Annotated in this window: 22 protein-coding genes; 4 read left to right on the forward strand and 18 right to left on the reverse strand. The window is 53.4% G+C overall.

All coding sequences use genetic code 11. The features are described 5' to 3' along the window. Positions 1-18 precede the first annotated feature (18 nt). From NST26_RS21100 to NST26_RS21115, 4 genes are all read right to left on the reverse strand, one after another. Positions 19-1,176 (reverse strand): AI-2E family transporter, encoded by a 1,158-nt coding sequence (locus NST26_RS21100; RefSeq protein WP_340951588.1) that lies wholly within the window; start codon positions 1,174-1,176, stop codon positions 19-21. A gap of 101 nt (positions 1,177-1,277) precedes the next feature. Then, positions 1,278-2,009 carry an SDR family NAD(P)-dependent oxidoreductase gene (locus tag NST26_RS21105; protein WP_340951586.1) on the reverse strand — a complete coding sequence of 244 codons (732 nt, stop codon included), beginning with the start codon at positions 2,007-2,009 and terminating at the stop codon, positions 1,278-1,280. A gap of 42 nt (positions 2,010-2,051) precedes the next feature. Further along, positions 2,052-2,861: a GNAT family N-acetyltransferase gene (locus NST26_RS21110; protein WP_340951584.1), complete on the reverse strand. Its 810-nt coding sequence runs from the start codon at positions 2,859-2,861 to the stop codon at positions 2,052-2,054. A 110-nt stretch (positions 2,862-2,971) separates the two neighbouring features. Next, complete coding sequence (locus NST26_RS21115) at positions 2,972-3,331, reverse strand: (2Fe-2S) ferredoxin domain-containing protein (RefSeq protein WP_036727434.1); 360 nt, start codon at positions 3,329-3,331, stop codon at positions 2,972-2,974. A gap of 148 nt (positions 3,332-3,479) precedes the next feature. Here NST26_RS21115 and NST26_RS21120 point away from each other — a divergent pair, with 148 nt between their 5' ends. The 3 genes from NST26_RS21120 (at position 3,480) to NST26_RS21130 (ending at position 6,572) form a co-directional block, all read left to right on the forward strand. Then, the gene (locus NST26_RS21120) at positions 3,480-5,066 is read left to right on the forward strand and encodes an AraC family transcriptional regulator (protein WP_340951581.1); all 1,587 of its coding nucleotides are present in this window, start codon (positions 3,480-3,482) and stop codon (positions 5,064-5,066) included. Between the two features lie 102 nt (positions 5,067-5,168). Then, positions 5,169-6,194: an ABC transporter substrate-binding protein gene (locus NST26_RS21125; RefSeq protein ID WP_445323333.1), complete on the forward strand. Its 1,026-nt coding sequence runs from the start codon at positions 5,169-5,171 to the stop codon at positions 6,192-6,194. Positions 6,195-6,338: 144 nt separating this feature from the next. Continuing rightward, on the forward strand, positions 6,339-6,572 hold the full coding sequence (locus NST26_RS21130; RefSeq protein WP_209870112.1) for a hypothetical protein: 234 nt from the start codon (positions 6,339-6,341) through the stop codon (positions 6,570-6,572). A gap of 5 nt (positions 6,573-6,577) precedes the next feature. Here the strand turns inward: NST26_RS21130 and NST26_RS21135 are convergent, their stop codons facing one another. The 12 genes from NST26_RS21135 to NST26_RS21190 all read right to left on the reverse strand — a co-directional run bounded on the left by NST26_RS21135 (position 6,578) and on the right by NST26_RS21190 (position 20,463). Next, positions 6,578-7,675 carry a GerAB/ArcD/ProY family transporter gene (locus NST26_RS21135; RefSeq protein ID WP_340951578.1) on the reverse strand — a complete coding sequence of 366 codons (1,098 nt, stop codon included), beginning with the start codon at positions 7,673-7,675 and terminating at the stop codon, positions 6,578-6,580. A gap of 35 nt (positions 7,676-7,710) precedes the next feature. After that, positions 7,711-8,916: a Ger(x)C family spore germination protein gene (locus tag NST26_RS21140; RefSeq protein ID WP_339249428.1), complete on the reverse strand. Its 1,206-nt coding sequence runs from the start codon at positions 8,914-8,916 to the stop codon at positions 7,711-7,713. Further along, complete coding sequence (locus NST26_RS21145; RefSeq protein ID WP_340951576.1) at positions 8,906-10,438, reverse strand: spore germination protein; 1,533 nt, start codon at positions 10,436-10,438, stop codon at positions 8,906-8,908. The genes NST26_RS21140 and NST26_RS21145 overlap by 11 nt, the downstream gene beginning before the upstream one ends. A 179-nt stretch (positions 10,439-10,617) precedes the next feature. Continuing rightward, entirely contained in the window at positions 10,618-11,658 is a 1,041-nt protein-coding gene (locus NST26_RS21150) for an NAD(P)/FAD-dependent oxidoreductase (RefSeq protein WP_036727441.1), read from the reverse strand. Positions 11,659-11,685: 27 nt separating this feature from the next. Beyond that, a complete protein-coding gene (locus NST26_RS21155) occupies positions 11,686-12,720 on the reverse strand; it encodes a FecCD family ABC transporter permease (protein WP_340951574.1) in 1,035 nt (344 codons plus the stop codon). Positions 12,721-12,722: 2 nt separating this feature from the next. Next, complete coding sequence (locus NST26_RS21160; protein ID WP_340951571.1) at positions 12,723-13,781, reverse strand: FecCD family ABC transporter permease; 1,059 nt, start codon at positions 13,779-13,781, stop codon at positions 12,723-12,725. 153 nt (positions 13,782-13,934) lie between these two features. Further along, positions 13,935-14,849 carry a phosphotransferase gene (locus tag NST26_RS21165; RefSeq protein WP_340951569.1) on the reverse strand — a complete coding sequence of 305 codons (915 nt, stop codon included), beginning with the start codon at positions 14,847-14,849 and terminating at the stop codon, positions 13,935-13,937. A 200-nt stretch (positions 14,850-15,049) separates the two neighbouring features. Continuing rightward, positions 15,050-15,361: a hypothetical protein gene (locus NST26_RS21170; protein WP_340951567.1), complete on the reverse strand. Its 312-nt coding sequence runs from the start codon at positions 15,359-15,361 to the stop codon at positions 15,050-15,052. Positions 15,362-15,484: 123 nt separating this feature from the next. Continuing rightward, on the reverse strand, positions 15,485-17,179 hold the full coding sequence (locus NST26_RS21175; RefSeq protein ID WP_340951564.1) for an oleate hydratase: 1,695 nt from the start codon (positions 17,177-17,179) through the stop codon (positions 15,485-15,487). A gap of 130 nt (positions 17,180-17,309) precedes the next feature. Further along, entirely contained in the window at positions 17,310-17,918 is a 609-nt protein-coding gene (locus NST26_RS21180; RefSeq protein ID WP_209870132.1) for a TetR/AcrR family transcriptional regulator C-terminal domain-containing protein, read from the reverse strand. Between the two features lie 84 nt (positions 17,919-18,002). Beyond that, a complete protein-coding gene (locus tag NST26_RS21185; RefSeq protein ID WP_340951562.1) occupies positions 18,003-18,764 on the reverse strand; it encodes a metallophosphoesterase family protein in 762 nt (253 codons plus the stop codon). Positions 18,765-18,867: 103 nt separating this feature from the next. Then, entirely contained in the window at positions 18,868-20,463 is a 1,596-nt protein-coding gene (locus NST26_RS21190) for a sigma-70 family RNA polymerase sigma factor (protein ID WP_340951560.1), read from the reverse strand. A gap of 286 nt (positions 20,464-20,749) precedes the next feature. Between NST26_RS21190 and NST26_RS21195 the strand changes: the two genes are divergently transcribed. Then, positions 20,750-22,939, forward strand: a complete 2,190-nt coding sequence (locus tag NST26_RS21195) for a YDG domain-containing protein (protein ID WP_340951558.1) — start codon at positions 20,750-20,752, stop codon at positions 22,937-22,939. A gap of 101 nt (positions 22,940-23,040) precedes the next feature. Here the strand turns inward: NST26_RS21195 and NST26_RS21200 are convergent, their stop codons facing one another. Then, positions 23,041-23,580, reverse strand: a complete 540-nt coding sequence (locus NST26_RS21200) for an RNA 2'-phosphotransferase (RefSeq protein WP_340951555.1) — start codon at positions 23,578-23,580, stop codon at positions 23,041-23,043. A 548-nt stretch (positions 23,581-24,128) separates the two neighbouring features. Then, complete coding sequence (gene sigF / locus NST26_RS21205; protein ID WP_036727459.1) at positions 24,129-24,884, reverse strand: RNA polymerase sporulation sigma factor SigF; 756 nt, start codon at positions 24,882-24,884, stop codon at positions 24,129-24,131. Between the last annotated feature and the right edge of the window lie 7 nt (positions 24,885-24,891).

Genomic DNA, 24,891 nt, shown 5'->3' on the forward strand with positions numbered 1-24,891 from the left:
CACTCATTCCTTTTCGCTTTATTCCTCAGTCTTTTCTTCAATGACTCTGTAGAGCCCGGAGCGGAAGCGGAACCACTGGAAGATATGGGTCATTACCACTTTAAGCACGGCGTAGCCCGGAACCGCCAGTATGATACCGAGTACACCGAACATTTTTCCGGCAAAAATAATCACAAAAATAATCGTAATCGGGTGAATCCTCAGCGATTTCCCCATAATCTGCGGCGAGATGAACTTCCCTTCGATCAGTTGAACCGCGGTCCAGACAATGACCATCTTCAGCAGCATAAACGGTGAGGTAACCATCGCCACGATCAGCGCAGGGGTAATCGCAATGGCCGGCCCCAGATAAGGAACTACAGCCGTACAAGCGGCAACGATCGCCAGAACCAGCGAATACTCCAGCCCGATAATCAGGTACCCGATATAGAGCAGTGCTCCGATGCAACAGCTGACAATAATCTGGCCGCGGATATACGATGCGATCTGGTTATTCATCTCCTGCATAACCATCCGGGACTGCGGCCGCAGTGCGGTAGGGATGAGTCTCATGAGATAGTCGGGCAATCTTTTGCCGTCGCGCAGGAGATAAAAGAGAATGAATGGCGTAGTCACTACAGCCAGCACAATTTCGGTCAGTGTTCCAACGAAGCTGCCTACGCCGCTGACGGCATTATTCAGGAAGGTTGTGGCCCAGGTCGTCACCTTGCTAGTGATATCACTAAGGTCCGTGCCTACGCTCGACTGAATCTTATTGAACAGTTCACTGCCGGTAAGCTGGAGGAATTCCTCCTGGATCTGCTCACTGTAGACGGGGAAGTTATCAATCAGGCCCATAAGCTGGGTGCGGATGATCGGGATGACCATAAGCAGAACCAGGGTAATGATCCCCATGATGATCAGATACAGAATGACAATGCCATACGCCCGCTTCACCCGGCTTCTCTTCTCCAGACGGTCCACCAGCGGATTCAACAGATAATAGGCGATCCCTGAGAGCAGCAGCGGCGTTGCCACCGTATGCAGAAGCACAGACAGCGGCTTGAACACAAACGGAATCTTTGAGAATACGAGTATCGTTAAGCCCACCAGCAGCGCAATCAGCAGACCCACCACAAACTTGTTGTTCAGAAAAAACTTCTTGAATTTATCCGGCCATACCTGCCGTCTATCCATATCCTGCCGCCCCCTAGCTGCAACTCTTACCTGTTAAGTGTGATTATTTGCACTATGTATAAGCATAGTAACCCTGTGGCTGCAAGTCAAATCAGGGACAATCAACGCAAATAGCAGCCATTGTTAATATCAAAGGTGGCTCCTGTATAAGCTCTGGCTCTGCTGCTCAGCATAAAAATCACCGTATCGGCAACATCCTCCGCCAGCAGCGGCTCAGGATTTAACTGGTGTTCCCGGTATTCCTGCTGCCTCCAAGCGGGGATATGTCCCATCATCGGGGTGTCCGCCATGGTCGGAGCCACTGCATTCACGCGGATCAAAGGGGCAAAATTCATTGCGCAGCTCTTGGTCAAGCCAAGAATAGCAGCCTTCGTTAGACCGTATACTGCATCGGAGCTGCCTTCCTGGCCGGAGACTGATGACATGTTGACGATGACGCCCTTTTGCTTCTGCTCCAGCAGCATGCGTCCGAAGGCCTGGGAGAAGTAGACATACCCTTTGATATTGATATCCATCACCCGGTTGATCTCCTCCGGTGTATAATCCAGCAGGCTGCGGCCCAGATAGATCCCTGCATTGTTGACCAGCCCGCTCACATCGGCATGCTCTTGCTGAAGGGCTGAGAAGAAGTGCTCCACCCCGCTGTAATCGGCGACATCCAGCCGGTAAGTGTAGAGCTTATCCGAAGCGGTTTCGTGCTTCAACTCCTCCAGACGGGGACCATCCAGGTCACAACCAATGACCTCAGCTCCCGCCTCCAGACTATGTCTGACAATGGCCTTACCAATACCTGAAGCAGCACCGGTCACTATTATTTTCATTCCTTGCAGCATCCTTTGACATTCCTCCTTGTAATAGACTTAATAATTACAACCTTACTGAAAGCGCAAATCAACAATGCTTCCGGTCCGCTTGAAGCCCACCGACTGATAGACCTTATTGGAATCGGGATTCGCCGCATCGGCGTAGAGCATGGGCGTCACGCCCTTACTGAGCAGTTCGGCACACAGGGCAGCTACAGCCGCACTCGCATACCCGTGCTTGCGGAACTCACGCGGAGTGAACACTTCATTAATCCGCGCTTGCCTGGCAGACTGATGGGCCAGATTAACCATGGACACCGGCTGTTCCCGGTCAATCCATAGACGGAGCTTGCCCGACTCCGTAACCGCTGCGGCATAGTCCAGATGATCCTCTGCTGCACTCTCCGTACCGAAGCAATCCTGCACGAATCCGGCTAAATACCCCGCGATGAGCGGGATATCACCTGGCCCCGCCTGCTGCAGCCTGCCGCTGACACCATGCGGCAGCTGCACCTCCGGGCAGTGATAGGCCTCCATCATCATCCGGACCTGATAAGACTTGCCGGTAAGCTTGCCGTACGCATCGGCGAACAGCCTCCCCGTCTCCAGCGTTCCGTTAACCCCCGGCAATTCGCGGTCCTCCAGCATTTCCGCCAGCTCCCGGACAAGGGAACGGCGCCTCTCTTCAGCCAGCTCCGGTGATAACCACAACCACGAGTTACGCCCGGCGGCATGGGCGAAGATGAGATCATTCTCCTCTGTCCTGAGCCGCAGGGCTTCCTCGTTCTCGACAATCAAATGGATGAGATTATATTCCACCTCTTCCTGCATGAACTGCCCTGTGTGCAGCACATCATCCCCCGGCCCGAAGCCTACGAACATCCCGCTTCCCCCTCTTAGACTTTTCTATCTATTGTAATGCTCCCCTTGGAAAAAATAAACAGCCCTTAGCCGGAGAATTCCAGCGGCGGACTGCACTAATCGCTATACTATCATTTCTTCTTCTTACCTTTGGCACCCTTGGGGGTAGCGGCCTTGAAGCCTTCTTCATACGTATAGAGCAGATTCTCTTCGAGCTGTTCTCCCTTCAGCACCTTGCGCACCAGGCTTTTAGCAGATTTAGGGGTGACATCCCTGTACCATACGCCTTCCGGGTAAGAGATCACGACACAGGCATCCGAGCATCTTCCGTTGCAGCGGGTTACTGTTGTATGTATCAGCGCATCTGCCCCTTGCTTCGTAATCTCATCCTCAATCGCTTCCGCTACCTCTTCACCCTTATGCTTCTTGCAGTCACTTCCGTTACAGATCAGCAAATGGCTGACCGTTCCTTGCAGATTCCAGGTTGTCATGGCCTTCTTCGCCCCCTCTAATACAACTATACCCTGCTTGTCTCTGACCCTAAACTTTACCTTCCTATTCGAGGATCGTCAATAGCAGGAAAGACTGTTATACTATTACTGAGAATGATTATCATCCAAGAAAAGAGTGACTTGTAACATGCAGACGCGAAATGCCGGCAGTTCATTGCCTACTCCTCATAGCTTTTATATTCCGGTACATGTAACGGCACTGGATCAAGCCTCCTTTAACCGGGAAAATCCCATTCCCCCCTTCACCTCATTCCTGGTAGTAGTCACCGGCGGAAGCGGAGTCATCGGGCTAAATGGAGAACGTATCCGTCTATCCGGCGGTCATATTGTGTGCAGCGACAGTCCGGTGGATATCAGGCTGCCCCGCAGCCATAAGCTGCAGGGTGTGTGGATCGAATACGCGGTGATCTCCGGCAACAGGCGGCCCTTCAGCCCGCTGAACCATGATCTGCCGGTCCGAAGCTGCCCTCCCCATGTAAGCACGCTTGCTGTGCAGCTTCTTAGCAGCTGGAACCAGCCGGAGCAGCGCACGCCATTTGCCTTACAAGCTCTGTTCACAGAGCTGCTCACTGAGCTGCACAATAGTGCTGCTGAGTACAAAGAACCGCAGGCTCAGTGGATTGACCGTGTACTACATCATATAGAGTCTAATTATAATGAAGATTTGACGAGAGAACAGGCTGCCGGACTTGCCGGAGTCACCCCGGAGCATTTCTCCCGTGCCTTCCGCAGATTCACCGGGCAGACCTTCAATCAATATATAACGCTGCTGCGCATTCGTAAGGCCCAGCAGCGTATCCTTACAGGAGCCCCGAATCTGAGTACGCTGGCGCTTGAGGTTGGTTATAGCGAAGGAACCTATTTGAGCCGCAAATTCAAGCAGGTTGTAGGAATTTCGCCTTCAGCCTATCACCGTAAGAGCAAATCCGTAGTCTCGCTGAACTTCAATCATACGGCCAGCCTCCATGCGCTCGAAGTCGTTCCCCGGCTGGGAGTCTATTCGTCCTGGATGGAGAGCATGCAGCCCGTTCCCTCCAGGAAGCTGCTGGATGAAGGAATCGGCTCCGCAGGTCTATACGAACGTCTGTCGTCAGCCCGGCCGGATGTCATTATCAGCTACTCCCTGCCTGACAAGAGCAAGCAGCTCCTGTCCGTCGCACCGGTAATTGAGATTCCCTTCATGCAAATGGACTGGCGGGAGCAATTCCGGCTGATTGCCGAGGTGACTGGGCGTCAGCCTCAGGCTGAGGCCTGGCTAAGCCTCTATGACTGGCATTGTTACCAGGCTAATCAGCTGCTGGACCGGCGGATCGGTGACCGTGGAACCGCCATAGTCCTGGAGCTTGGCGCAGAGACGTCCTACTGCTTCAGCAGCAGCTACGGGCGCGGGACGCAGATTCTGTATCATGATCTTGGCTTCCGCCCGCCGCTTGGCCTCGTTGCCGAGGGACTGCTGGATAAGGGCTATCTGGAGATTGCCTTCCATAACATCGCCCGCTACCCCGCTGACCATATCTTCATTACCTCAAGCAGGGAGGCTGCTGAAGCACTGGAGCCGCTGCAGAGCTTTCTTCACCCAGTACAGCAACATTATATCGGTGACTCTTCAGGCGGAAGAATCTATTACCTGAATCAGCCTGGCATGTTCTACGGGTTCGACCCGCTCTCCTCCGAGGCTCAGCTGAAGGTCCTGGTGCAGGCGCTGACATCATAAATTTACATAGCCGGACATCACATTCAGCCATAGTCTAATCATAGCAAACTCTGTAAAGTGTTATTGAGAATGATAATCGTTCTACATTAAGGAGGCTGCATCTTGAAAATCCCGTATTTACGTTCTCGCCGCATTCACCCGAAGGCTTGGATGGTCCTGTCTCTGCTTCTGGCATTGACTCTTATCGCCTCGGCTTGTGGAAACAACACTTCTAATAGCAGCAATGGTGCTGCTTCAGCTAAGGCTACCGGAACACCCGCTTCCTCCACTCAGCCGGAGAAGGCTGCTGCAACCGCAGCTCCCGCCTTCCATACTGTGACAACTGTGAATGGAGATATTGAGGTGCCGGCAGCACCGCAGCGGATTGTTGCCGAGGAATATCTGGGCAGCTTGATTGCCCTGGATACGATTCCGGTCGGTGCGCCTGGGCTTACACTGGAGAATATGTACTTCAAAGAATTCCTCACAGGAGTCGCCGACACCGGCACATACGGTAAAATGTCACCGGAGAATATCATCGCGCTGAATCCCGACTTGATTATCTCCGGCAATGCAGACAGCTATGCGGCGCTCAGCCAGATTGCCCCAACGGTCATTGTGCCATATGGCGATTTGAAGAATGCGCATGAAGAGCTGACCTATTTCGGCAAGCTGCTGGGCAAGGAGCAGGAAGCAGCAGCCTGGCTGGCTGATTACGATAAGCGTATTGCTGACGCCAAGGCCCGTGTGGATGCAGCCATTCCTGCCGGGGCCACCTTCAGTATTCTGGAGCATGCAGACAAGTCCACCTGGGTCTATGGGGATAACTTCGGACGCGGAGGACAGCCCATCTATCAGGCGTTGGGGCGCAAGCCGTCCACTGGAGTGGCTGCTGAAATTATGGAGAAACAGTGGGCTGAATTATCCGCTGAGACCCTGGGCAAGTATGCGGGTGATTATCTCGTCATTACCGACAATACCTGGACTGCTCAAGACTTCCAGGCAGACCCGATCTGGGGCAGCCTGCCGGCAGTCAAGAACGGGAAGATCTACGTATGGAAAGAAGATCGCTCCTGGTACTATGATCCGATTGCCGTTCTGGCCCAGACGGAGGAGCTGGCCGATTGGCTGACCGGAGTACAACAATAATGGAGTCATGAATAAGCTGCCTGGAGCCTTGAATGGCTTCCGGCAGCTTTTGGCGTTTACCCTATCCATTACTCGGAGATAATATCTGTAGCCCGCCGCCACCGGAACCGGTGAATTATTCTTGCGGTGCACAAGGAGACCTCCATGAAGATTATCAGTATCTATGTCCTGTTAGCTGTTCTTACGCTTACGTTAATAGTCATCATTGATGTGATGTCCGGCATCAGCCTGCGTGCATCCATTCATTCGCTCTCGACCATCTTTGCTACAACCACACTACAGGAAGCCATATGTATCACAATCTTCCTGCTTCTCCCGTTCGTTCAGGTAGCCGTCCATGTCTCTAAGAAGCGTCAATCCCGCCGGAAACCGTCTTAATTCTTCTAACGGTACAATCCGAACTTGCGCCGGACAAGATGAATCAGCAGCAGCAGGATTGGAATCACCGCACAGAATACCGGCAGAATCGTCTGCAGAAAAGTCTTCCCGTCATTCATATGCTCCGAATAATTCTGCGCGCTGACAAAAGAGCTGAACAGCATAATCACGCCTGCCGGAATAACCAGCCTGCTTGTATCATTTACCTTGAAAAGATCGTTGGCAATCGCAACAGCAGCATAACAGTAAACGGTCAGCTTAAAGAACGCCCCGATAATCAGTGTAAGCATAACAAGGGCATCCAGCCGTTGAATGAAATTGGCCATGTTCACAAGGGTAATGGTTGTAAACATGGGAAAGGCGGTACGGCTGTACAGGTTCTCGCCAAGCACAGACATTTCGATTGCATGCGTGAAGCTGAGCAGACAGGCGCTGACAATGATTGCTGCGATTCCGGTCTTCTTAATTTTCAGGGATTTATTGAAGTGGGGCAGAATGGTAGTGAAGCACATCAGTTCGCCGAACGGAAAGATCAGGATGTTGGGATAGGCTGATTTCAAGGCTTGCTTGTAATCATTCATATGAAGCGGAAACAGATTCTTATACTCCACCAGCCCGGCTGAGATTACAGCAATAATACAAATGCACCCCATAATGATCACGATCCACAGGACAATCTCGGCAGTCCTCGCGAACACTTCTATCCCTTTGCTCAGGATATACATCACTGCAATAATCATGATTGAATTAATGATCAGAATCGGGGTTTTGTCATAGGAGGCCGAGATCAGCAGATCACCCGCTTCCCGCAGATTTCTGGAGCCGTTATAGAGAAGCACCGGCAGGAACAGCAGACTTACCGGCCAGCCCAGCCATGGCCCGAGAATAGAACGCGTATACCCGCTTATGATCTGGTTCGGGAATTGGAGATAGAGATGTGCGAACACCAGATACAGCACAATGCCCCCGGGAAGGGCAATCAGAATGGCGAGCCAGACTGCATGTCCGCTCTCCAGGCCAATAGGTACAAGCACGGCGGTTCCCAGCTCAAACAGAATGATCAAGGCAAGCAGTTGATTGGGGCCGATCATTTCTTTTTTCATAAACATCAATCACCTGATTTCTGCGGTTAAGCCAATTATTTACCTTCGGGGATATAAGGTTTCAGACTCATGCCTGTACTGCGGATGTAAGCCTTGATCTTGAGGTCCAGCTTCCCCTCCGCGAAGATCCGGCCCCAGTCCCCGTCCAGCGCCGCCCATTCCTGCGGATTCGTCCGCTTCAGCTCATTGCCGAAATTGAAAATATCGCTCTCCAGCTGTTGTCCCTTATGAAAAGCCTGCATCACTTCAGTCCTCGTTTTCTTCTCCAGCTCTTGTTCAAGCTTCATGATCTCTTCCCGCTTGCTGAGATCCACGAAGCTGTCCGTTTCATTGACGCTCCCCTCCTCTGCAATCGTCACATGAAAGACCGGAAGACCATCCTCAATCGCGGTCTTTACCTCCGTTCTGGAGTAGATGATATTGACGGCAACGGATTCTTTTTTATCATCTGCATCAATATCCAGCACTGTTTCTTCTATCTGGTTAAGCAGCCACTCGGTTCCCCTTGCTTCGGAGTCCTTCATCCAATAGAGCAGCTTACCCTGCCTGAAGACCCCAAGCCCGCTCATCACCGTCTCGGTCAGGGTCTCAGACCCCTCCAGATTGCTTTTCTTCTTCCCTTCCTCAGCATCTCCATTGATCTTCACCGCATTGATCGTCAGATCGCCTTCTCCTGTAATGCCGTGAATGACATCGAAGACACTGATCGGCCGGTTCTCCCCCCAGACACTGGAGGTATTCTGCGCTTTTTTGACCAGCCCCAGAGCCGGCAGACTTTCTACAGGAGTCAGCAGCTTCAAGACAGAGGCGGCATCGCTGCCACGGGCAACCAGTATTTCTGAATTGAGCCGCAGCTCATGGGACCGCTCGAAGATGTCGAAGATATCGTTAATCCCATCCCGCGCCAAGGGCTCTCCAAGCACAATAAGCTGGGTATGGGCAAAAAAAAGCTGGCGGGTCACATGCTTTGACGCCCGCCGCAACGCGCCGAACATCGTTTTGTCTGTGGCTGACACCACCACTACAGCAGGCTTGCCGCTCCCGGGAGAGGTACTCGTCGATGTGGAAGACGGATTGACCAATTGAAAGGTGACCCGGTATTCATCGGTCTCCGGAACAAGATCCATCCCTATACCGCTGACAACGGCCAGCTCGTTCAATTCCCGGCTGTTCCAGCAGCCGCCAAGCGGCAGGACCAGCACCGCTATAGCGATCAGACGCAGCAGTCCCTTACCGTTCATCGGCTTTCCTCCCGGCGGCCCTTTTCCCTGCGGGAGAGGCTGAAGAGCGGTTGCTGTTGTTGACGAGCCGCTTTCTAAGCCTCGTGAAGCTCTGGGGAGAGCGGATGAAGGTATCCTTCAGATTTCCCGGAACAAAGGGACCGATGGGCGTCATGTAAGGAACACCGAGTGAGCGCAGACTGCACAGATGGGCAATCAGCATAATAGTAAATATAGCGATGCCATACAGCCCCATAAATGCGGCAATCGCCATGATGATGAACCGCAGCATGCGGATGGAGAGCGCCATGTTGAAGGCAGGTGTAGCAAAGCTGGAGATTCCTGTGAGCGAGACCACGATTACCATCGCCGGCGAGACGATCCCTGCCTGAACCGCCGCTGTCCCAAGCACCAGACCGCCGATGATGGATACGGTCTGGCCGATCGGCGAAGGCATGCGGACCCCTGCTTCCCGGATAATCTCGAAGGTAACCTCCATCAGAACCGCTTCTACAAAGGCAGGGAACGGCACCCCCTCCCGCTGTGACGCCAGATTGATCAGCAGCGGGGTCGGAATCATCTCCTGATGGAAGTTCAGCGCCGCGACGAAGATCGCCGGACCATACATTGAAATGACCAGGCACACAAAGCGGAGCATCCGGATCAGCGAGGAGATATCATACCGCTGATAATAATCCTCGACCGTATGAAAGAACATGAAGAAGGTAGTCGGGGCAATCAGCACAAACGGAGTACCGTCTACGAAGATGGCAATCCGTCCATCAAGCAGATTGCCCGCGACACTATCCGGGCGCTCTGTATTGAACATCGTGGGGAACGGGGAATATTTATTGTCCTCCACGATCTGCTCAATATATCCCGACTCCAGAATCATATCGACCTTAATCTCCTGAAGCTTATCCTTGAATGCCTGAATCGTCTCTTCGTCGGCAATGCCGCGGATATACATAATCGTGATATCGGTGTGGGTCACATCGCCCAGCTTCATGGTTTCGGTCCAGAGGTCCGGGTTCTTGATGATTTTGCGGACCAGGGCAATATTCGTGCTGATGGTCTCCGTGAAGCTTTCTTTGGAGCCGCGGATGGCGACCTGGGTGCCCGCCTCAGTAACCGCGCGGGACTCCCCGCCGCAGGTGCTTCCACTGATGCCTCCCCCCACTCCGTTCACCAGAATAACCGTATCGCCCGAGAGCAACGCCTCCAGCAGTCCGTTAATATCTGTAACCAGCTTCTCCTTGCCGATACTAAGGGCATTCTCTTTAATATAGCTGTAGACTTCCTCCGGGGTTACCGCAAGCCGCGCACGGTCATTCAGAGCTTGAAAGGACATCACATGCGAGATGTAGTCATCGACCATCACTCTGTCGGTAATGCCGGCGATATATATTGCAGCCACACGGGCTGTTCTATTAATTAATTCATAGATGCGTATAACCAGATCGGGACTGTTCCCGAGCCTTGCTTGAATGGTACTGATGTTGTCTTCCAGCTTAGGGGAGACCGGCGAATTTATATTCTCCATATCCGCACCTCCTGGCTCTTACTATTCGCCCGCTATCCTTTTTTTATACAGCATATGGAATATGTAAAAGCAGAACAAGCTGCCCCCGGTACGGAATAATCCGTGTAAGGGACAGCATGTGCAGATACAGCTTATGGTATAGCGCCGGTACACCGGCTGATATCTCTGAAGGAGGAATGCTAGTGGTTATCTACTACGCCAAGCGCCTTGTTCTTCTCCTTGAACCGGTCATTATGGGAGGAGACGTAGGCCACCTTCTCAGCGGTAGGGTCCATGTACAGCTTCGCGCTGTTCAGGGCAAGCACCGCATCAGTGAACGTTCCGGCAATGAGCCGTACCTTACTCTCATGATCCACGAAATCTCCGGCAGCGAAGATACCCGGCAGATTGGTCTCCAGCTTACCACTGACGTTCGCACACCATTCTCCCATATCCAGTCCCCAGTCCTTGAGCGGACCGAAGTCGCTTCTCAGCCCGTGGTTGACAATGACGGCATCGACCTCAAGCTGCTCATGCTCTCCGGTCTGAATATGGCAGACGGTCACCTGATCGATCTGCTCTCCGTCACTGCTGTGCAGCTGGCTTACCGCACAAGGCACGCGCACATCCACCGAGGAGGCCTTCATCCGGGCAATATTCTTCTCATGCCCGCCGAACTGCTCCCGGCGGTGTACCACAGTTACACTGGCGGCAATCCCCTCCAGCTCATTCGCCCAGTCCACTGCGGAATCTCCGCCGCCCGAGATCAGCACCCGCTTGCCGCGGAAGGGCTCCAGCTCCTGTACCGTGTAGTGCAGATTCGTCACCTCATAGCGGTCCGCGCCTTCAATCTCCAGCTTCGCCATCTGCAGAATACCGTATCCGATGGTAAGTATGACGGTACGGGTCCAGTGCTGCTCGCCTGTGGCTGAGGTCAGGATATACGTTCCGTCCTCCTGGCGGGCCTGGTGAACAATCTGCTGTCCGAATACAAGGGTAGGATCGAAGGTGCGCGCCTGCTCTGCCAGCTGATCAATTAACTGGCGGCAGAGAATAGGTGTTACTCCTCCCACATCCCAGATCATCTTCTCAGGATAGATCAGCATTCTGCCGCCCAGCTCATCCTTCGCTTCAATCAGCTTAGTCTTCAGATCCCTCATTCCACTATAGAACGCTGTATACATACCTGCGGGGCCGCCGCCAATAATCGTCACATCGTATAATTCCATTGCTTCATTCATTGATATCCCTCCAAGGTCTGGTTGTATTTAAGATTTGGTACGGGCCAGAAGATACAGAAAGTATGGAGCACCGATGACAGCTACCACAATGCCGGTAGGAATCTCGGACGGCTGCAGAATCCGCCGTCCTATTGTATCGGCTGTAATGACAAGCAGCGCGCCGATCAGCGCAGAGGCGGGCAGCATCAGCTGATGCTTCGGTCCGACCAGCCGCCGCGCCAGATGCGGGCCGACCAGCCCGACGAAGCCGATGCCTCCGCTGACCGCTACGCTGGAAGCCGCAAGGCCGACCGCTGCTGCCAGCAGACGGAACTGCTCTCTGCTCACATTAGCACCGAGTCCTGTCGCTGTCTGCTCGCCCAGATTAAGTACATTCATCACCCGTGCCTTGTAGATGACATAAGGCAGGAGAATCACGATCCAGGGCAGCAGGGATAAGACAAACTTCCAGCTTGTGCCCCAGATGCTGCCCGCCAGCCACGTGGCAACGAACTGATACTTGTCCGGGTCGAGGCGAAGCGTCAGCACGATCATCGCCGCGCTCATGCCTGCCGCCACTGCGACCCCGGTAAGCAGCAGCCGGATCGGCGCAATGCCCTGATGCCGCTTGTATGCGAGGCTGTAGATCAGAGCAGCAGTACAGGCCGCCCCGGCAAAGGCAACCACAGGCAACAGATAGACCGGTGCCGCCGAGGTCGTCGGATAGAAAGAGATCAGCAGCATAACCATCAGTCCGGCCCCGGCATTAATGCCGAGAATACCCGGATCGGCCAGATCATTGCGGAAGACCCCCTGCATCACTGCGCCGGATACGGCAAGTGCGGTACCAATTAACAGAGAAATGACAATCCGCGGCAAACGGAACTGGAACAGAATCAGCTCCTGCTTCTCCGTCCCCTTGCCGACCAGCGTATCCAGCAGTTCAAGCGGAGTAAGTCTTATGTATCCTGTATTCATACTTATAATGAACATTATCACAATCAGAACGGCCAGCACGCCGATCACCCTCAGGCCATACTTACGCCTTGCATCTTCTGAAGAAATTCTCTTATGGCTCTGCATCTTTACAGCTCCCTTCTTTCTTTTCGGGCCAGATACAGGAAGAACGGTACCCCAATCAGGGCTATAATCGCACCCACCGGCGTTTCATGCGGCGGATTGATCATCCGTGCCGTCAGATCGCCCCCGACCACCAGCAGCGCACCCAGCACCGCAGAGCAGGGAATAATCCAGCGGTAATCCACACCCACCATATAGCGCGTCAGATGGGGGATGATCAGGCCGACGAACCCAACAGCTCCCACTACAGCTACCGAGGCTCCGGCTAGAATCAGGACAATTAGCGTACCAGCTAATTTCACCAGTCCTGTACGCTGCCCCAGCCCCTTGGCAATATCCTCACCCAGGCTGAGCATCGTAATCGAACGGGACAGCACGATGGCTCCCAGGATAGCCGCTATCACCCATGGGGACATGATCTGCAGCTGGAACCATTTCGTTCCTGCCAGACCACCGGCATACCAGAAGGCGAGATCTTGTCCGATGCGGAAATAAAGGGCGATGCCTTCGCTTAGCGCAGAGAGCAGCGCACTGAGAGCAGCACCTGCCAATACGAGCCTGGCCGGGGTTAGTCCGCCCTTCGCCAGCGAGCCTACACCGTAGACAATTCCCGCTCCGGCTCCGGCGCCAACGAAGGAATAGAGAATGAGATACATGAACGGCAATCCCGGAAAAAATGCAAAGCAGACAGCCAGCGCAAAGCCTGCTCCAGAGTTAATGCCCATCAGTCCCGAATCCGCCAGCGGATTGCGGGTCATCCCTTGCATAATAGCCCCTGCCACAGCGAGGCTGGCTCCCACCATTACGCCGCCCAGCACACGCGGCAGCCTAAGCTCGCGGATGATCTGATGCTCGGTAAGTTCGGGATTGAAATGAAAGACTGCGGTCCATACGACCGACAGCTTAATATCTGCGGCCCCGAACGATACGGAAATAGCGATACCCAGCGCCAGCGCAATCAAACCGCCAATAAGAATTAATGTTGCCGCCCAGGGACGGGACCGCAGCTTCAGCCGCTTTGCCTTCTGATCCAGCCCGCTCCCGGACACTGCCTGTTGATTCATGAATGTCACCTGTTTCTTTGAAATTGATTCTCATTATCATTATAATATTGTAAAGGAACAGGTCAAGGTTTGGCAATGGACAAAATAAAAATAAGAAAACCGCCTTCGTTGAAAAGGCGGTTTATTGCTATCGGCCGTAACGAAATAATGAGCCTAATCCGACAGTGCCCGCATGATGTTGGATTTCGCCTCTGCCGCAATCGCTTCATTCCCGTCATCGACCGCTTGCATTAAGATCAGCATGGGGATGTATACCGCCATCAGCCGCGCCAGCAGCTTCGTCTCCTCGTCCGCTCCTCCGTACGTTTCGAAAAACACACCGCGGGCGTAAGGTGGTAAAAAGCTGTAAGCAACGCTCAAATCGCAAGCCGGATGGCCTACGCTCAGATCGCCCCAATCAATGATGCCGGAGACAATCCCGTTCTCATTCACAAGCATATTTTTGAAATGAAGATCGCCATGCAGGAGTGCATTCACCGCCTCGACACGGTCCTTTTGCAGACTGTTAATATACGCTTCGATCACACCGGACTCCTCCGGCGACAAGTGTTCAACCAGCTTCGATAGAAAGCCCTCCAATTTCACTTTGCGTGATGCTATGTCCGTCAAGCTTCGATGATCTTGCTGAACTCCGCACTTCAGCGCCGCCTGCACCGGGAACTCATGCAATCTCCGCAAAAATGCCGCCAGCGTCTCTGCCGATAAAGCCCGGCGTTCTTCCGTCAAACCGATTGGGAAATCTCCTGGCACGTGGGCATAGCCAAGAAATGGTGCCGGATATTCGTCACTTGCTTCGCCATAAAACAACGGTTTCGGATAGGGGATGGTCACATATGCCTCCAGCTTCGGCAGCAGCTTCCCTTCCATACGAATCGCGCCAACGGCAAACGTTCTTCTTGGAAACCGGAACACGTACTCGTCACCGATGAGAAAAACCGTATTGTCCCAGCCCCAGCCCAATCGCTTCACTTGCTTCGATGACAACTGAGGGAATTGTCTTCCGATCAGCGTCCGCGCCTGCTCTTCGTTAACCTCCCACTCCGCATCCCATACATTCGTTCCTCCCATGAATTGTCTGCCTCCTCGTTCCTTACTTTACTTATCCGAATACGTCCACGCCCAAGTACGTGAGTTCTGCTCTTGAATTTCATCAATAGCTCAACAAATTTTAACACAGCCATATTTTTAAAAACAGCCTATCCTCCCGGTTCCATCCTGTTAGAGATGTAGCTGGAGTATAGGCTGTCAGATTGGCTGTTAGTTGAGTTTTATACATTCTGAAGCGTACCGCCGAATATTTTGCGGATGTACCCTTGCAGCTTGCCGATATGCGGCACGAAGAGGCTTTTGTCATACACATAATTGGATTGGGTTACCAGCTGTGAATAGAGCAGGAAGAGGATGGCCGCGAGCTCCCGGTCAATCTGCCGCTCATGCTCCATCAGAGCATACGTCTCATCCAGCGCCACATAGAGCTGAAGCAGAGCCGCCTCATTAATGATCTTACGGCGCAGCGGTACAAGAATATCTGTAGCAATAGCATCAATCCGCAGAATAACAGCCGCCAGTCTCTCGTTCACACTATTCTCCTCCTGCAATGACTGAATGGTTAAGCGCTTGCTTATTACCATCCTATGTCTGCCGGACCCCAGGCATGCCTGGGCAGCGGAATCAGCTACCTCGTGTAATCCTCGTATTCGTCTCTAGACCATTTTCGAGAGTACCGTTCCCGCCAGCAGCTCCCCAAGTGTCTTATCCAGCGGCAGCGGCTTGTTGCCCAGGCAGGTGCGGAGCGCGGTCAGCAGTACTCGGACATCATATTTGCTCGGATGGACGGGAATCACTTCTTTTTCCAGCTTCAAAAGCTCATATACAGCCATCATCGCGGAACGGACCGAATACTCCACCGTGAACACGCAGTCGTCCGGGACTTCGGCGAACTGGCCAAGGAAGGCCAGATTCACACTGCCCTGCGGCACGACCTGCGGACGGTCACCAAGAGCGCGCGGCATGAACTGTGCAGTAATATAAGGCATCATACAAGGGATGACGTTAGTGGTATGCTCCAGAATCTTGGGAATACGGTCAACAAGTCCCATATGGTAGCACAGTTCCTCCAGCAGCTCGCGTCCGGTGCAGTCGCTCATTTTTTTCTTGATATAGTCGCCTTCGGCATCCGGGAACAGGCCATACGCCCACAGTACCTTCACATTATCCGGCTGGTTGATGAAGTGAGGCTGCTTCGGTGCGGTCCAGGACATCATCCAGCTGGAGTCTTTGATCGTAACTACACCGCCCATGCCGGGAGCATCACCCGTCAGTTCCAGCAGATAAGGGAATACAATCTCATCATCGGTAAAAGTCATTGTGAACGACAGCCATTTGGACTTGTCGATATCCCCGCAGAACACTTCAGGGCGGCCGAAATCCGGGGATTTGGCAGCAAGCTTCTCCCAGAGGCTCCAGCACCCGCGTTCAGTAACGGACCGGTTCAGCACCGCCGGGTGGTCCAGATCGCCAAGGGTAGAATTCTCTGTCATTGAGCCGTTCGTGACCATGACCAGATCCAAGCGTGTCACCGGAATCGTCTTCGGGGAACCATTAACCTGCACCTGAATCGCGGTTATAACCTTCTCATCACCGTTGATACTAAGCTCCAGATCCGTAACCTCATGCCCTTTGTCAAAATGAACGCCCTCACGCTCCAGCCATTTCATCAGCGGCAGGATCAGCGAGTCGAACTGGTTGTATTCGGTGTGCAAAATTCCTTTCAGCTGGTTCATCCCCGAGATCAGGTGCATGAACCGCTCCATATAACGCTTGACCTCCACCACACTATGCCAATTCTCGAAGGCGAACATGGAGCGCCAGAAATACCAGAAATTCGTCTCCAGAAAGCTCGGGTCAAAAAACTGCTCAATCGTCACCGTGCCCAGTCTCTCTTCGGTAGCCAGCGTCAGCTTGCCTAATTGCAGCGCATGTGCGGTAGAGAGTCCAAGCGATGAGAAATCGGCGGGGGTGCCTTGCTTTTCGACCAGACGGCAATGCGATTCAATCGGTTCAGCCAGGTTCAGCTCCCGGAATTCATCCAGCACTGTCCGGTCCGGATTGGTCAGGGAAGGGATGAAGCCGAACAGCTCCATGAAGCACTCGAAGTGCTCTTCAATCTCGCGTCCGCCCCGGGCGCTGTAACCGTCCTTGGCATTGCCCGCCCCGTCCATGGAACCGCCGTATACAGATGATTGCTCCAGAATATGAATATTCCGGCCGGGCATATGCCCGTCACGGATCAGAAATGCCGCCGCCGACAGGGAGCCGATCCCTCCTCCGACGAGATATGCCTTGCGTGAAGCGATGCCTTCCTGTACCTGCGGATGAATTCTTTGATATGTACCCATGTGTCCTCTTCCTTCCTTGATCAGGGGATAAGTGCCTGCTAACTGCCTTCACTATAACCGCCGTGAACCAGGGATTCTATGGACAGCCGGACGCAACTGTCTAGGGATTACACATCCGCCCGATATTGTGTCATGACTTCACCGGATGAACTGCAGACTGATAATGCTCAAGCCCCCGGGCAATGCATCCGTCCATAATCCGTGATACCTTGTCCACCACTCCGGCCGGATCTGTATTCGCCCCGGCTCTGAGCCAGTGGATCACCTGTTCAAGGATGGCCAGCGTGTAGAAATCGGCTATATCGAGTCTGGCCTGCATTCTCACAGGCTCCGGAATCTGCTCCTGTCCCGGCCACGCCTGCCCGTCCAGCTCCTCCACTACGCTGATCATGACGCGGTAAATTACCCCGTACAGGAATTGCTCCAGATGCTCGCGTCCCAGCGAATGGAAGGTATTCAGACAGATGGTTTTGTTATTTACGGTGTAACGCAGGACGCTTAAGAATCCTTGCTTCCAGCCCGCCCAGCAGCAGTATTGGTCCAGTCCTTCAATCACTTCTGACTTGTAGATCCAGCCGAGCAGCTCATAGATATCCTGAAAATGATTATAAAACGTATGGCGGGTCACCCCGCAATCCGCTGTGAGCTGCTGGATCGTTATTTTGTTCAGCGGCCTTGTGAGCATAAGCTTCTTCAGCGACCGGGCTAACGCGTTCTTCGTTAAGAGTGAACTCGACATCTCTTCCTCCTGAACTCTTGGATTTGATATTCCAATTATAACCAATTAGGAGTTAGTTTTCATCCCGTCTGCTCGCAGCTCTTGTTACTCCCGCTCCCCCAGCTTGACAGCATAGGTCTTGTATCCTGCTTCGCTAATCTCAAGGCAGTTCAACTGCTCCCCGTACACGCAGCCGCCGTCGATGCCAATTTTGTCGCCCAGCGGACTGAACCAGACTCCTGCGCCGTCCTGCAGATCTACCGTAGAGGTATGGCCGAAGACGACCGTCTTCTCCGTAGCAGTAACAGGATGATTGTAGAAAGGCTCCCGAATCCAGATAAAATCATACTCCCGCTGGGTCCGCCAGTCGGCAAGGGAAGGATCAATGCCCGCATGAACGAACAGATGGGTCTCCGTCTCATAGTAGTAGGGCAGCGAACCCAGGAAATCCAGATGCTCCTTATACTCCGTAGCCATGAACCTCTTCATCTCCGTATAATCCCTCCACCCTGAATCCGGGTGCAGCAGCACCGAATCCCGGCCTCCGCAATAGCTCAGCAGGGTGTGGAAGCCCCCATTCGTAATCCAGTGGGTATCCCGCTTATCATCCTCTCCCGCCAGCGCATCACAGGCCATCTGATCATGGTTGCCCCGCAGCACAATAACCCCCTCTGCTTCAGCAAGCCGCTTCACCTGCTCCACGACCGCTCTGCTGTCCGGCCCTCTGTCTACATAATCGCCCAGCAGGATCAATTGATCCCTGGAGGGGTTATACTCCGCCCGGCGGAGCAGCAGGCTGAATTCCTCTATACAGCCATGAATGTCACTGATCACTAATGTTCTGATGCCGCTCTCCTCCTTCTTCACTTGTAACTGTCTTGACCTGGAGTATTCATTATACTATATAGGCATAAAAAAGAGGTTCACCCGCCAAGCGTTCAGCTTAGCAGGGAAACCTCCTGGTTACATTCTATTCCATCCGCGCGGATGGCGGGTGCTGTACCGGCCGTTCCGCAGCACGGTCCCAGCGCCAGGGGGCGTCATCCCCCTCCAGATGCAGGCCGCCGTACCATTCATCGATACTTTGCAGCTGTAGCCGGTCAGCTGCTCCGGCCAACACCTGCTCTCCCCATGCAGTCAGCGTAACGCTGCGATTCAGGAATTCCGGTACTTCCCTGTAATCTGTTAGCTCTGCTACACCATCGATCTCAAGCAGAGGTTTCGTCCCGGCCGTCAGTGTGCGCAGGATCTTCCAATATTCCGTATCGCCCATGCCAAGCCGGTGCAGCTCATCCGTCACCTGCCGGAACAGCTTAAGCGGCGTGTCCATTCCATTAGCCACGGCTTGAAGGGTGGTCTGTTCGACGATCCCGAGACCATTCTCTACGGAAGGCAGACGGGAGAGATGGGCCATGAAGGCGTCATAGGCAAAAGCAAGTGCGCCCCCTGCCAGCTCCTCCCGCTTCGCCGCAAGCAGGTCCGCGAGCTTCCGGGGATCGGAAGCGGCGTAAGCCTCCCACAGCAGGCTTCCCAGCTGCAGCTCCTTGCGGCCGATAGTCCGCCAGGTTCCCGGCAGGGTACTCAGCTGAGCTTCCGTCAGCTGTCCCAGACCATGGAACAGCTCTATCCCGGGGAATTCTCCGATGCAGAGCAGGCTTAGCTTGGTTTTGCCCAGCTTTTGCCCATTGAACCAATGCAGTAGATAGGCCAGCATACTCTGGTCGAACAGATCATGCTCGAACCACAGCACCACCTCATCATACTGACGGAATCCGCTGATCCTCTGCTCCTGCTCCGCACAGCCCGCCACATATTCAGCTGCCGGAATGCCCATCGTGGCCTGCAGCACCTCAGCCCGCAGCAGCCGCTTCTGCTCTGCCGCCGGATCTATGAATATCGGTCCCGCCGAATAGATCTCTCTCCACACCAGCACCTCCCCCTGGACAATCCCCTGCTTCAGCTTGTCTCCCACCGTGTCACCATTCACAATATGCAGCATTCGCTGTCCTCCCTCATGTAACAAATGAAATGCAGCCGCCAGATCGACAACAGGCAATGCCCCCTTCAGCTTGCGTCTGCCGTCATACAGCCTTTTCTTCAGCGTAGCAACGGAAAGGTCCAGATACACGGAAATCTCCTGAAGCGAGTACCCGTAGAAGTAGAACAATTGCAGTGGTACCCGCAGCTTGGCAGACAATTCCGACACTGACCTGTGGAGCACCTGCGTCCATTCTCTATGTTCGGCAATCTCCGCAACCCCTGGAGAAGAGCCCGCGACATGCACCGCCGCCTCCAGAGGCAGCAGGGCTTGACGCTTACGCCGCAGCAGCCGGTGACACTGCCTGACCACAATGGTTTTGAACCATCCCGGAAACGCCGCAGGCTCCTGCAGGCTGGCAAGGTTCATATACGCCTCCAGCAAGGCTTCCTGTACCGCATCTTCCGCGAGCTGCACATCCCCGAGCATATCGTAGGCTACTACGTAAGCCATCCCCCGCACATGCCCGCTAAGCTCCCGGAAGGCTTCGGCATCGCCCTTCTGCGCTTGTTCAATCCAATGCAGCATACGTCTGCAAACCTCATTTCTGTATTTTTATCGTGTTCTAATGATAAGTGCCGGTCCGGGAGGAAAAGGTTACAAAGAGGGTGCAGAATGTATTGACCAGTATTATATTTATATTTTGTTAAATTAAATTTGCAATGATTATATTTATTTAAATCAATTTCAAATGATATGTGTTACTATTATTTCATTTAGCCAAGCTCGGAGGCCAAAACTGTTGCCCGGAGGATATTAAGTGATACCCAAGGCCTATATCAGCGAAGACAATACACTTTCAGGAGGCTTAATATTGAACCATACACCGGGCAAGCTTTTTCTCTCTACACTAATGATAGTAACTGCACTATATTCTTCTGCCGGAACAGCTTTTGGCGCAGCAGTTCCTCAATTAACTGGAATCACAGGCCACTGGGCACAGAATGAAGTTACCGACTGGGTTGACAAAGGGCTCATTCAGGGATACGCCGATGGCAGCTTCAAACCGGACAATAGTCTGAAAAGATCAGAGTTCATGGCGCTCATCAACCGTGCCTTCGGATTCACCGAGACGGCACCTGTTGCCTATAAGGATCTCTCTACAAGCAACTGGGCCTACACCGAGGTTGCCAAAGCCGTGAAAGCCGGATATATCAGCGGATATTCAGATGGTACCATCGGTACCGGCAAGACGATCAGCAGACAGGAAGCCGCAGTGATCATCAACCGGTTATTGAAGCTGGATGCCGCGCAGACCGGCGCTCTTTTCAGCGATTCCAAGGATATTGCCGCCTGGGCAGTGAATTCGGTAAATGCCGTAGCCGCAGCAGGAATCATGAAAGGGTATTCCGATGATAACAGCTTCAAGCCCGGCAGGGAAATTACCCGTGCGGAAGCAGTAGTATCCTTAACACGGACCAAAGCTATTGAGGAGGCTCCGGCCAATACTCCTGGAAATGTTGGAGGCACCCCTTCAGCAACCATCTCTCCAGCAGCTAGTCCAACTGCCACACCAACTGCTACACCTACGCCTGTCCGGAGCACCTATGTCCCTTCCGATCCAACGGCTACGCCTACAGCTACACCAGTACCTACAGATATACCAACACCTACACCTACACCTGCAACTACGCCGACGCCTACAGTCACACCTACTCCTACGCCGACACCTACTCCTGATCCGGGTGATACGTCAGCCCCTATACTCACAAGTGTGACCCTTGGAGCGGTGACTGTAGGAGACAATGTATATGGAACAAGCAACGAAGCGGGTTATTTGTATCTGGTCCCTTCCACAGTAGTCGTAACTACAACAGATCTGGAAGCTTCCATTCATGCTGCTCTGGGTAAAAAGCTGGCGGTAACCGCCTCCGTCTATTCCCCGCTGAACACGCAGGGTCTGCCAGCCGGTCATTATGTTGTGTATGCTGTAGATGGCTCCGGCAATATCTCGGCCCCTTCCAGCACGATTGAGGTTAAAGCGATTGAGCTGACTATAGGGTTTCCCGCCTCCTTGACGGAGTCCAAAACCTATGACGGCACTGCCTCAGCAGCAGTAACCGGGGGCTCGCTGTCCGGTGTATTGGCCGGAGACACAGTTAATGTTCATGCCTCTGCTTCCTACAGCAGCTCGGCGCTTGGGGTGAACAAGACTATAACCGTTACCTACACATTAAGCGGAGCCCAGGCAGCCAGCTATATCGCACCCGCTCCCTATATCGTGAATACGGGCAGCATCGCACTCCATCCATTAACCATCGAAGCTCCGAATTTGACCTTGGCGAAGTTCAAGGACGGAACCACGGCAGCGGCGGTGACTCCCGGACAGCTTATTGGGGTAGTTCCCGGGGAAAATGTCACTGTGAGCGCCGTTGCCAACTATGACACATCATCCATTGGGACGAACAAGACCATAACTGTAGTCTATACACTTAGCGGAGCAGATGCGGGCAACTATATTGCACCTGTGAGCTACATCACCACCAATGGCGAGATTGACCGGGATCAGATCACACGCTCCAGAGTCTATGACGGAACGACTGCGGCAGCGGTAACCGTTGGTGCGGTAACCGGTATTATCGACGGGGATGATGTGACTGTGCATGCAGCCGGAACCTATGACACTCCTAACGTGGGAGTGAACAAAATCATCACCATCTCCTACACCTTAACAGGAGCAGATGCAGGTAACTATTATCCACCTGTTAGCTATACCATTAACACAGGTATTATCACTGCCTTGCAGTTGGACATTACAGCACCAGTGATCACAGAATCCAAGACCTACGATGGAAATACATCGGTCCAGATCACCCCGGGTACTCTGACCGGAGTCATTCCTGGCGATGATGTTACAGTCAGTGCAACAGCAACCTACAACGATGCTGCTGTCGGCAGCGGCAAACTTATCACCGTGGTCTACACCTTATCCGGCGACGATGCTGGTAACTATGCGGCACCGGGAAATTATATGATTTCCACGGGTGTGATTGTAGCACCTTAAGAAGATATCTCTGAACACAGGGTATGAATAAAAGCGTCCCGCGAGCCGTGAACCGGCTGGCCTGGGGCGCTTTTGTTGTGGTTGGGGTTGGTTAGAGTAGGCTACAAGTCAGCAATAAATTCGGGCGGAATATAGTCCGCGAGCCAGATATTATGATTTCCGTGGTAGAACTTGATTCCTTCCTGTGCGGCCCGCCCGGCATCGATGGTTAAAATCACAGGACTTGAGTCCTTGCGCCCTCCCACCAGCTTGGCTGTAGCCGTATCCACCGAGAAATGAACATACTGCCTCTTCATCGGTTTCAGTCCTTCGTGCAGAATCGTCTCCACCCATTGCCTGGCTGTACCGTGGTACAGAATAGGGGGCGGCGTTTCAGCCTGCTTGATTATTTTTTGCGGGACCGAGTGACCATATAGCGCCCTTATTCTGCCCTCCGCAAGCTCATGCCGCTGCTTATCCGATGCTGCGATCATTTTGTCCAGATCCTCTGCACCGACTGTGTCCCACTTCTTGTCCTGATGCAGCGAGTGGAGCAGCTGTTCAATATCCACCCACCCCTGTTCATCCAATTCCAGTTCATATTCCCACGGCGCGTGACGCAGGGCGTAGGAGACCTCTTTGCTGAGCTTCGCATAATCCATTGAGTTTAGCCCTCCATAGTCATTTTGCATTGTTGTTAGTATTCAAAATCATCGATTGTTACGAGTTTAGCCTAGTTTAGCATATATGAAGCTTCCGGTATAACCATGCGCTAGACCATGGGCGTGCTCCATCGGTGGGGTCTATCGGTGGGGCTCCATCGGCCACGGAATTGGACTGACATTCCGCTATTTCTGCTAATCCGGCGGATATGCGAAGTGCGCGGACTCAGAATCCGCTAAGTGACCAGATTCCACTACATCAGGGGCCGAAAAGACAAGATAACGGAATCTGAGTCCGTTTCAGGCTCAAAAAGAGACGATTCGGCCAAATAAGGGAATCTGAGTCCGGTTAATAAAATAATCGGCAGTGGGGTGCATGGTCACTTTGAGCGCACGCAAAAAGCCGCCCCTCTAGGGGGCGGCCCCCTTGCACCCGTCACTGTACATCACATACTTAACTCTTGCTAAGCACCACAGCTAACCCGACTGCTGTATCGAACTTACTGAGCTGCGGCAGTATCAGCCGAGACGCGCTGTAACTTCCACCGCTACTGCGCAATCTGCTCGCGGATGTTCGCGAGGATCTTCTTCTCCAGCCTCGACACCTGCACCTGCGAGATGCCGAGGCGGCTTGCGACTTCCGACTGGGTCTGATCGCGGTAATAGCGCAGATACACGATCAGACGCTCGCGCTCGGTTAGCGCACCGATGGCCTCGTTCAAGGCCAGCTTGTCGAACCAGCGCTCCTGCGACTCGTCGGCGATCTGGTCGATCAGTGTGATCGGATCGCCGTCGTTCTCGAAGACGGTCTCGTGGATCGAAGTCGGCGGCTTGTTGGCTTCCTGGGCGAAGACGATTTCTTCGGGCGTGACGCCCAGCGCTTCGGCCACTTCACCGATGGTCGGGAGGCGGTCGAGCGTTTTGGACATCTCATCCTTCATCTTGCGCACCTTGTTGGCCATCTCCTTCAGCGAGCGGCTGACCTTGAGCGTGCCGTCATCGCGGAGGAACCGCTGGATCTCGCCGATAATCATCGGCACCGCATAGGTGGAGAACTTGACCTCATAGCTGAGGTCGAATTTATCAACGGACTTCAGCAGTCCGATACAGCCGATCTGGAACAAATCATCCGGTTCATATCCGCGGTTCATAAACCGCTGCACCACCGACCAGACGAGGCGGATATTGCAGTTGACCAGCGTGTCGCGGGCCGTATGGTCCCCGGCTTGACTGAGCGCGATTAGACGTTTGACCTCCGCATCGTCCAAATAGGTCGGCGGAGCTTTTTTTGATTCTGCATCCATGGCTCCA

This window comes from Paenibacillus sp. FSL R7-0128, assembly GCF_038002245.1.
Lineage (GTDB): Bacteria > Bacillota > Bacilli > Paenibacillales > Paenibacillaceae > Paenibacillus_AQ > Paenibacillus_AQ silagei.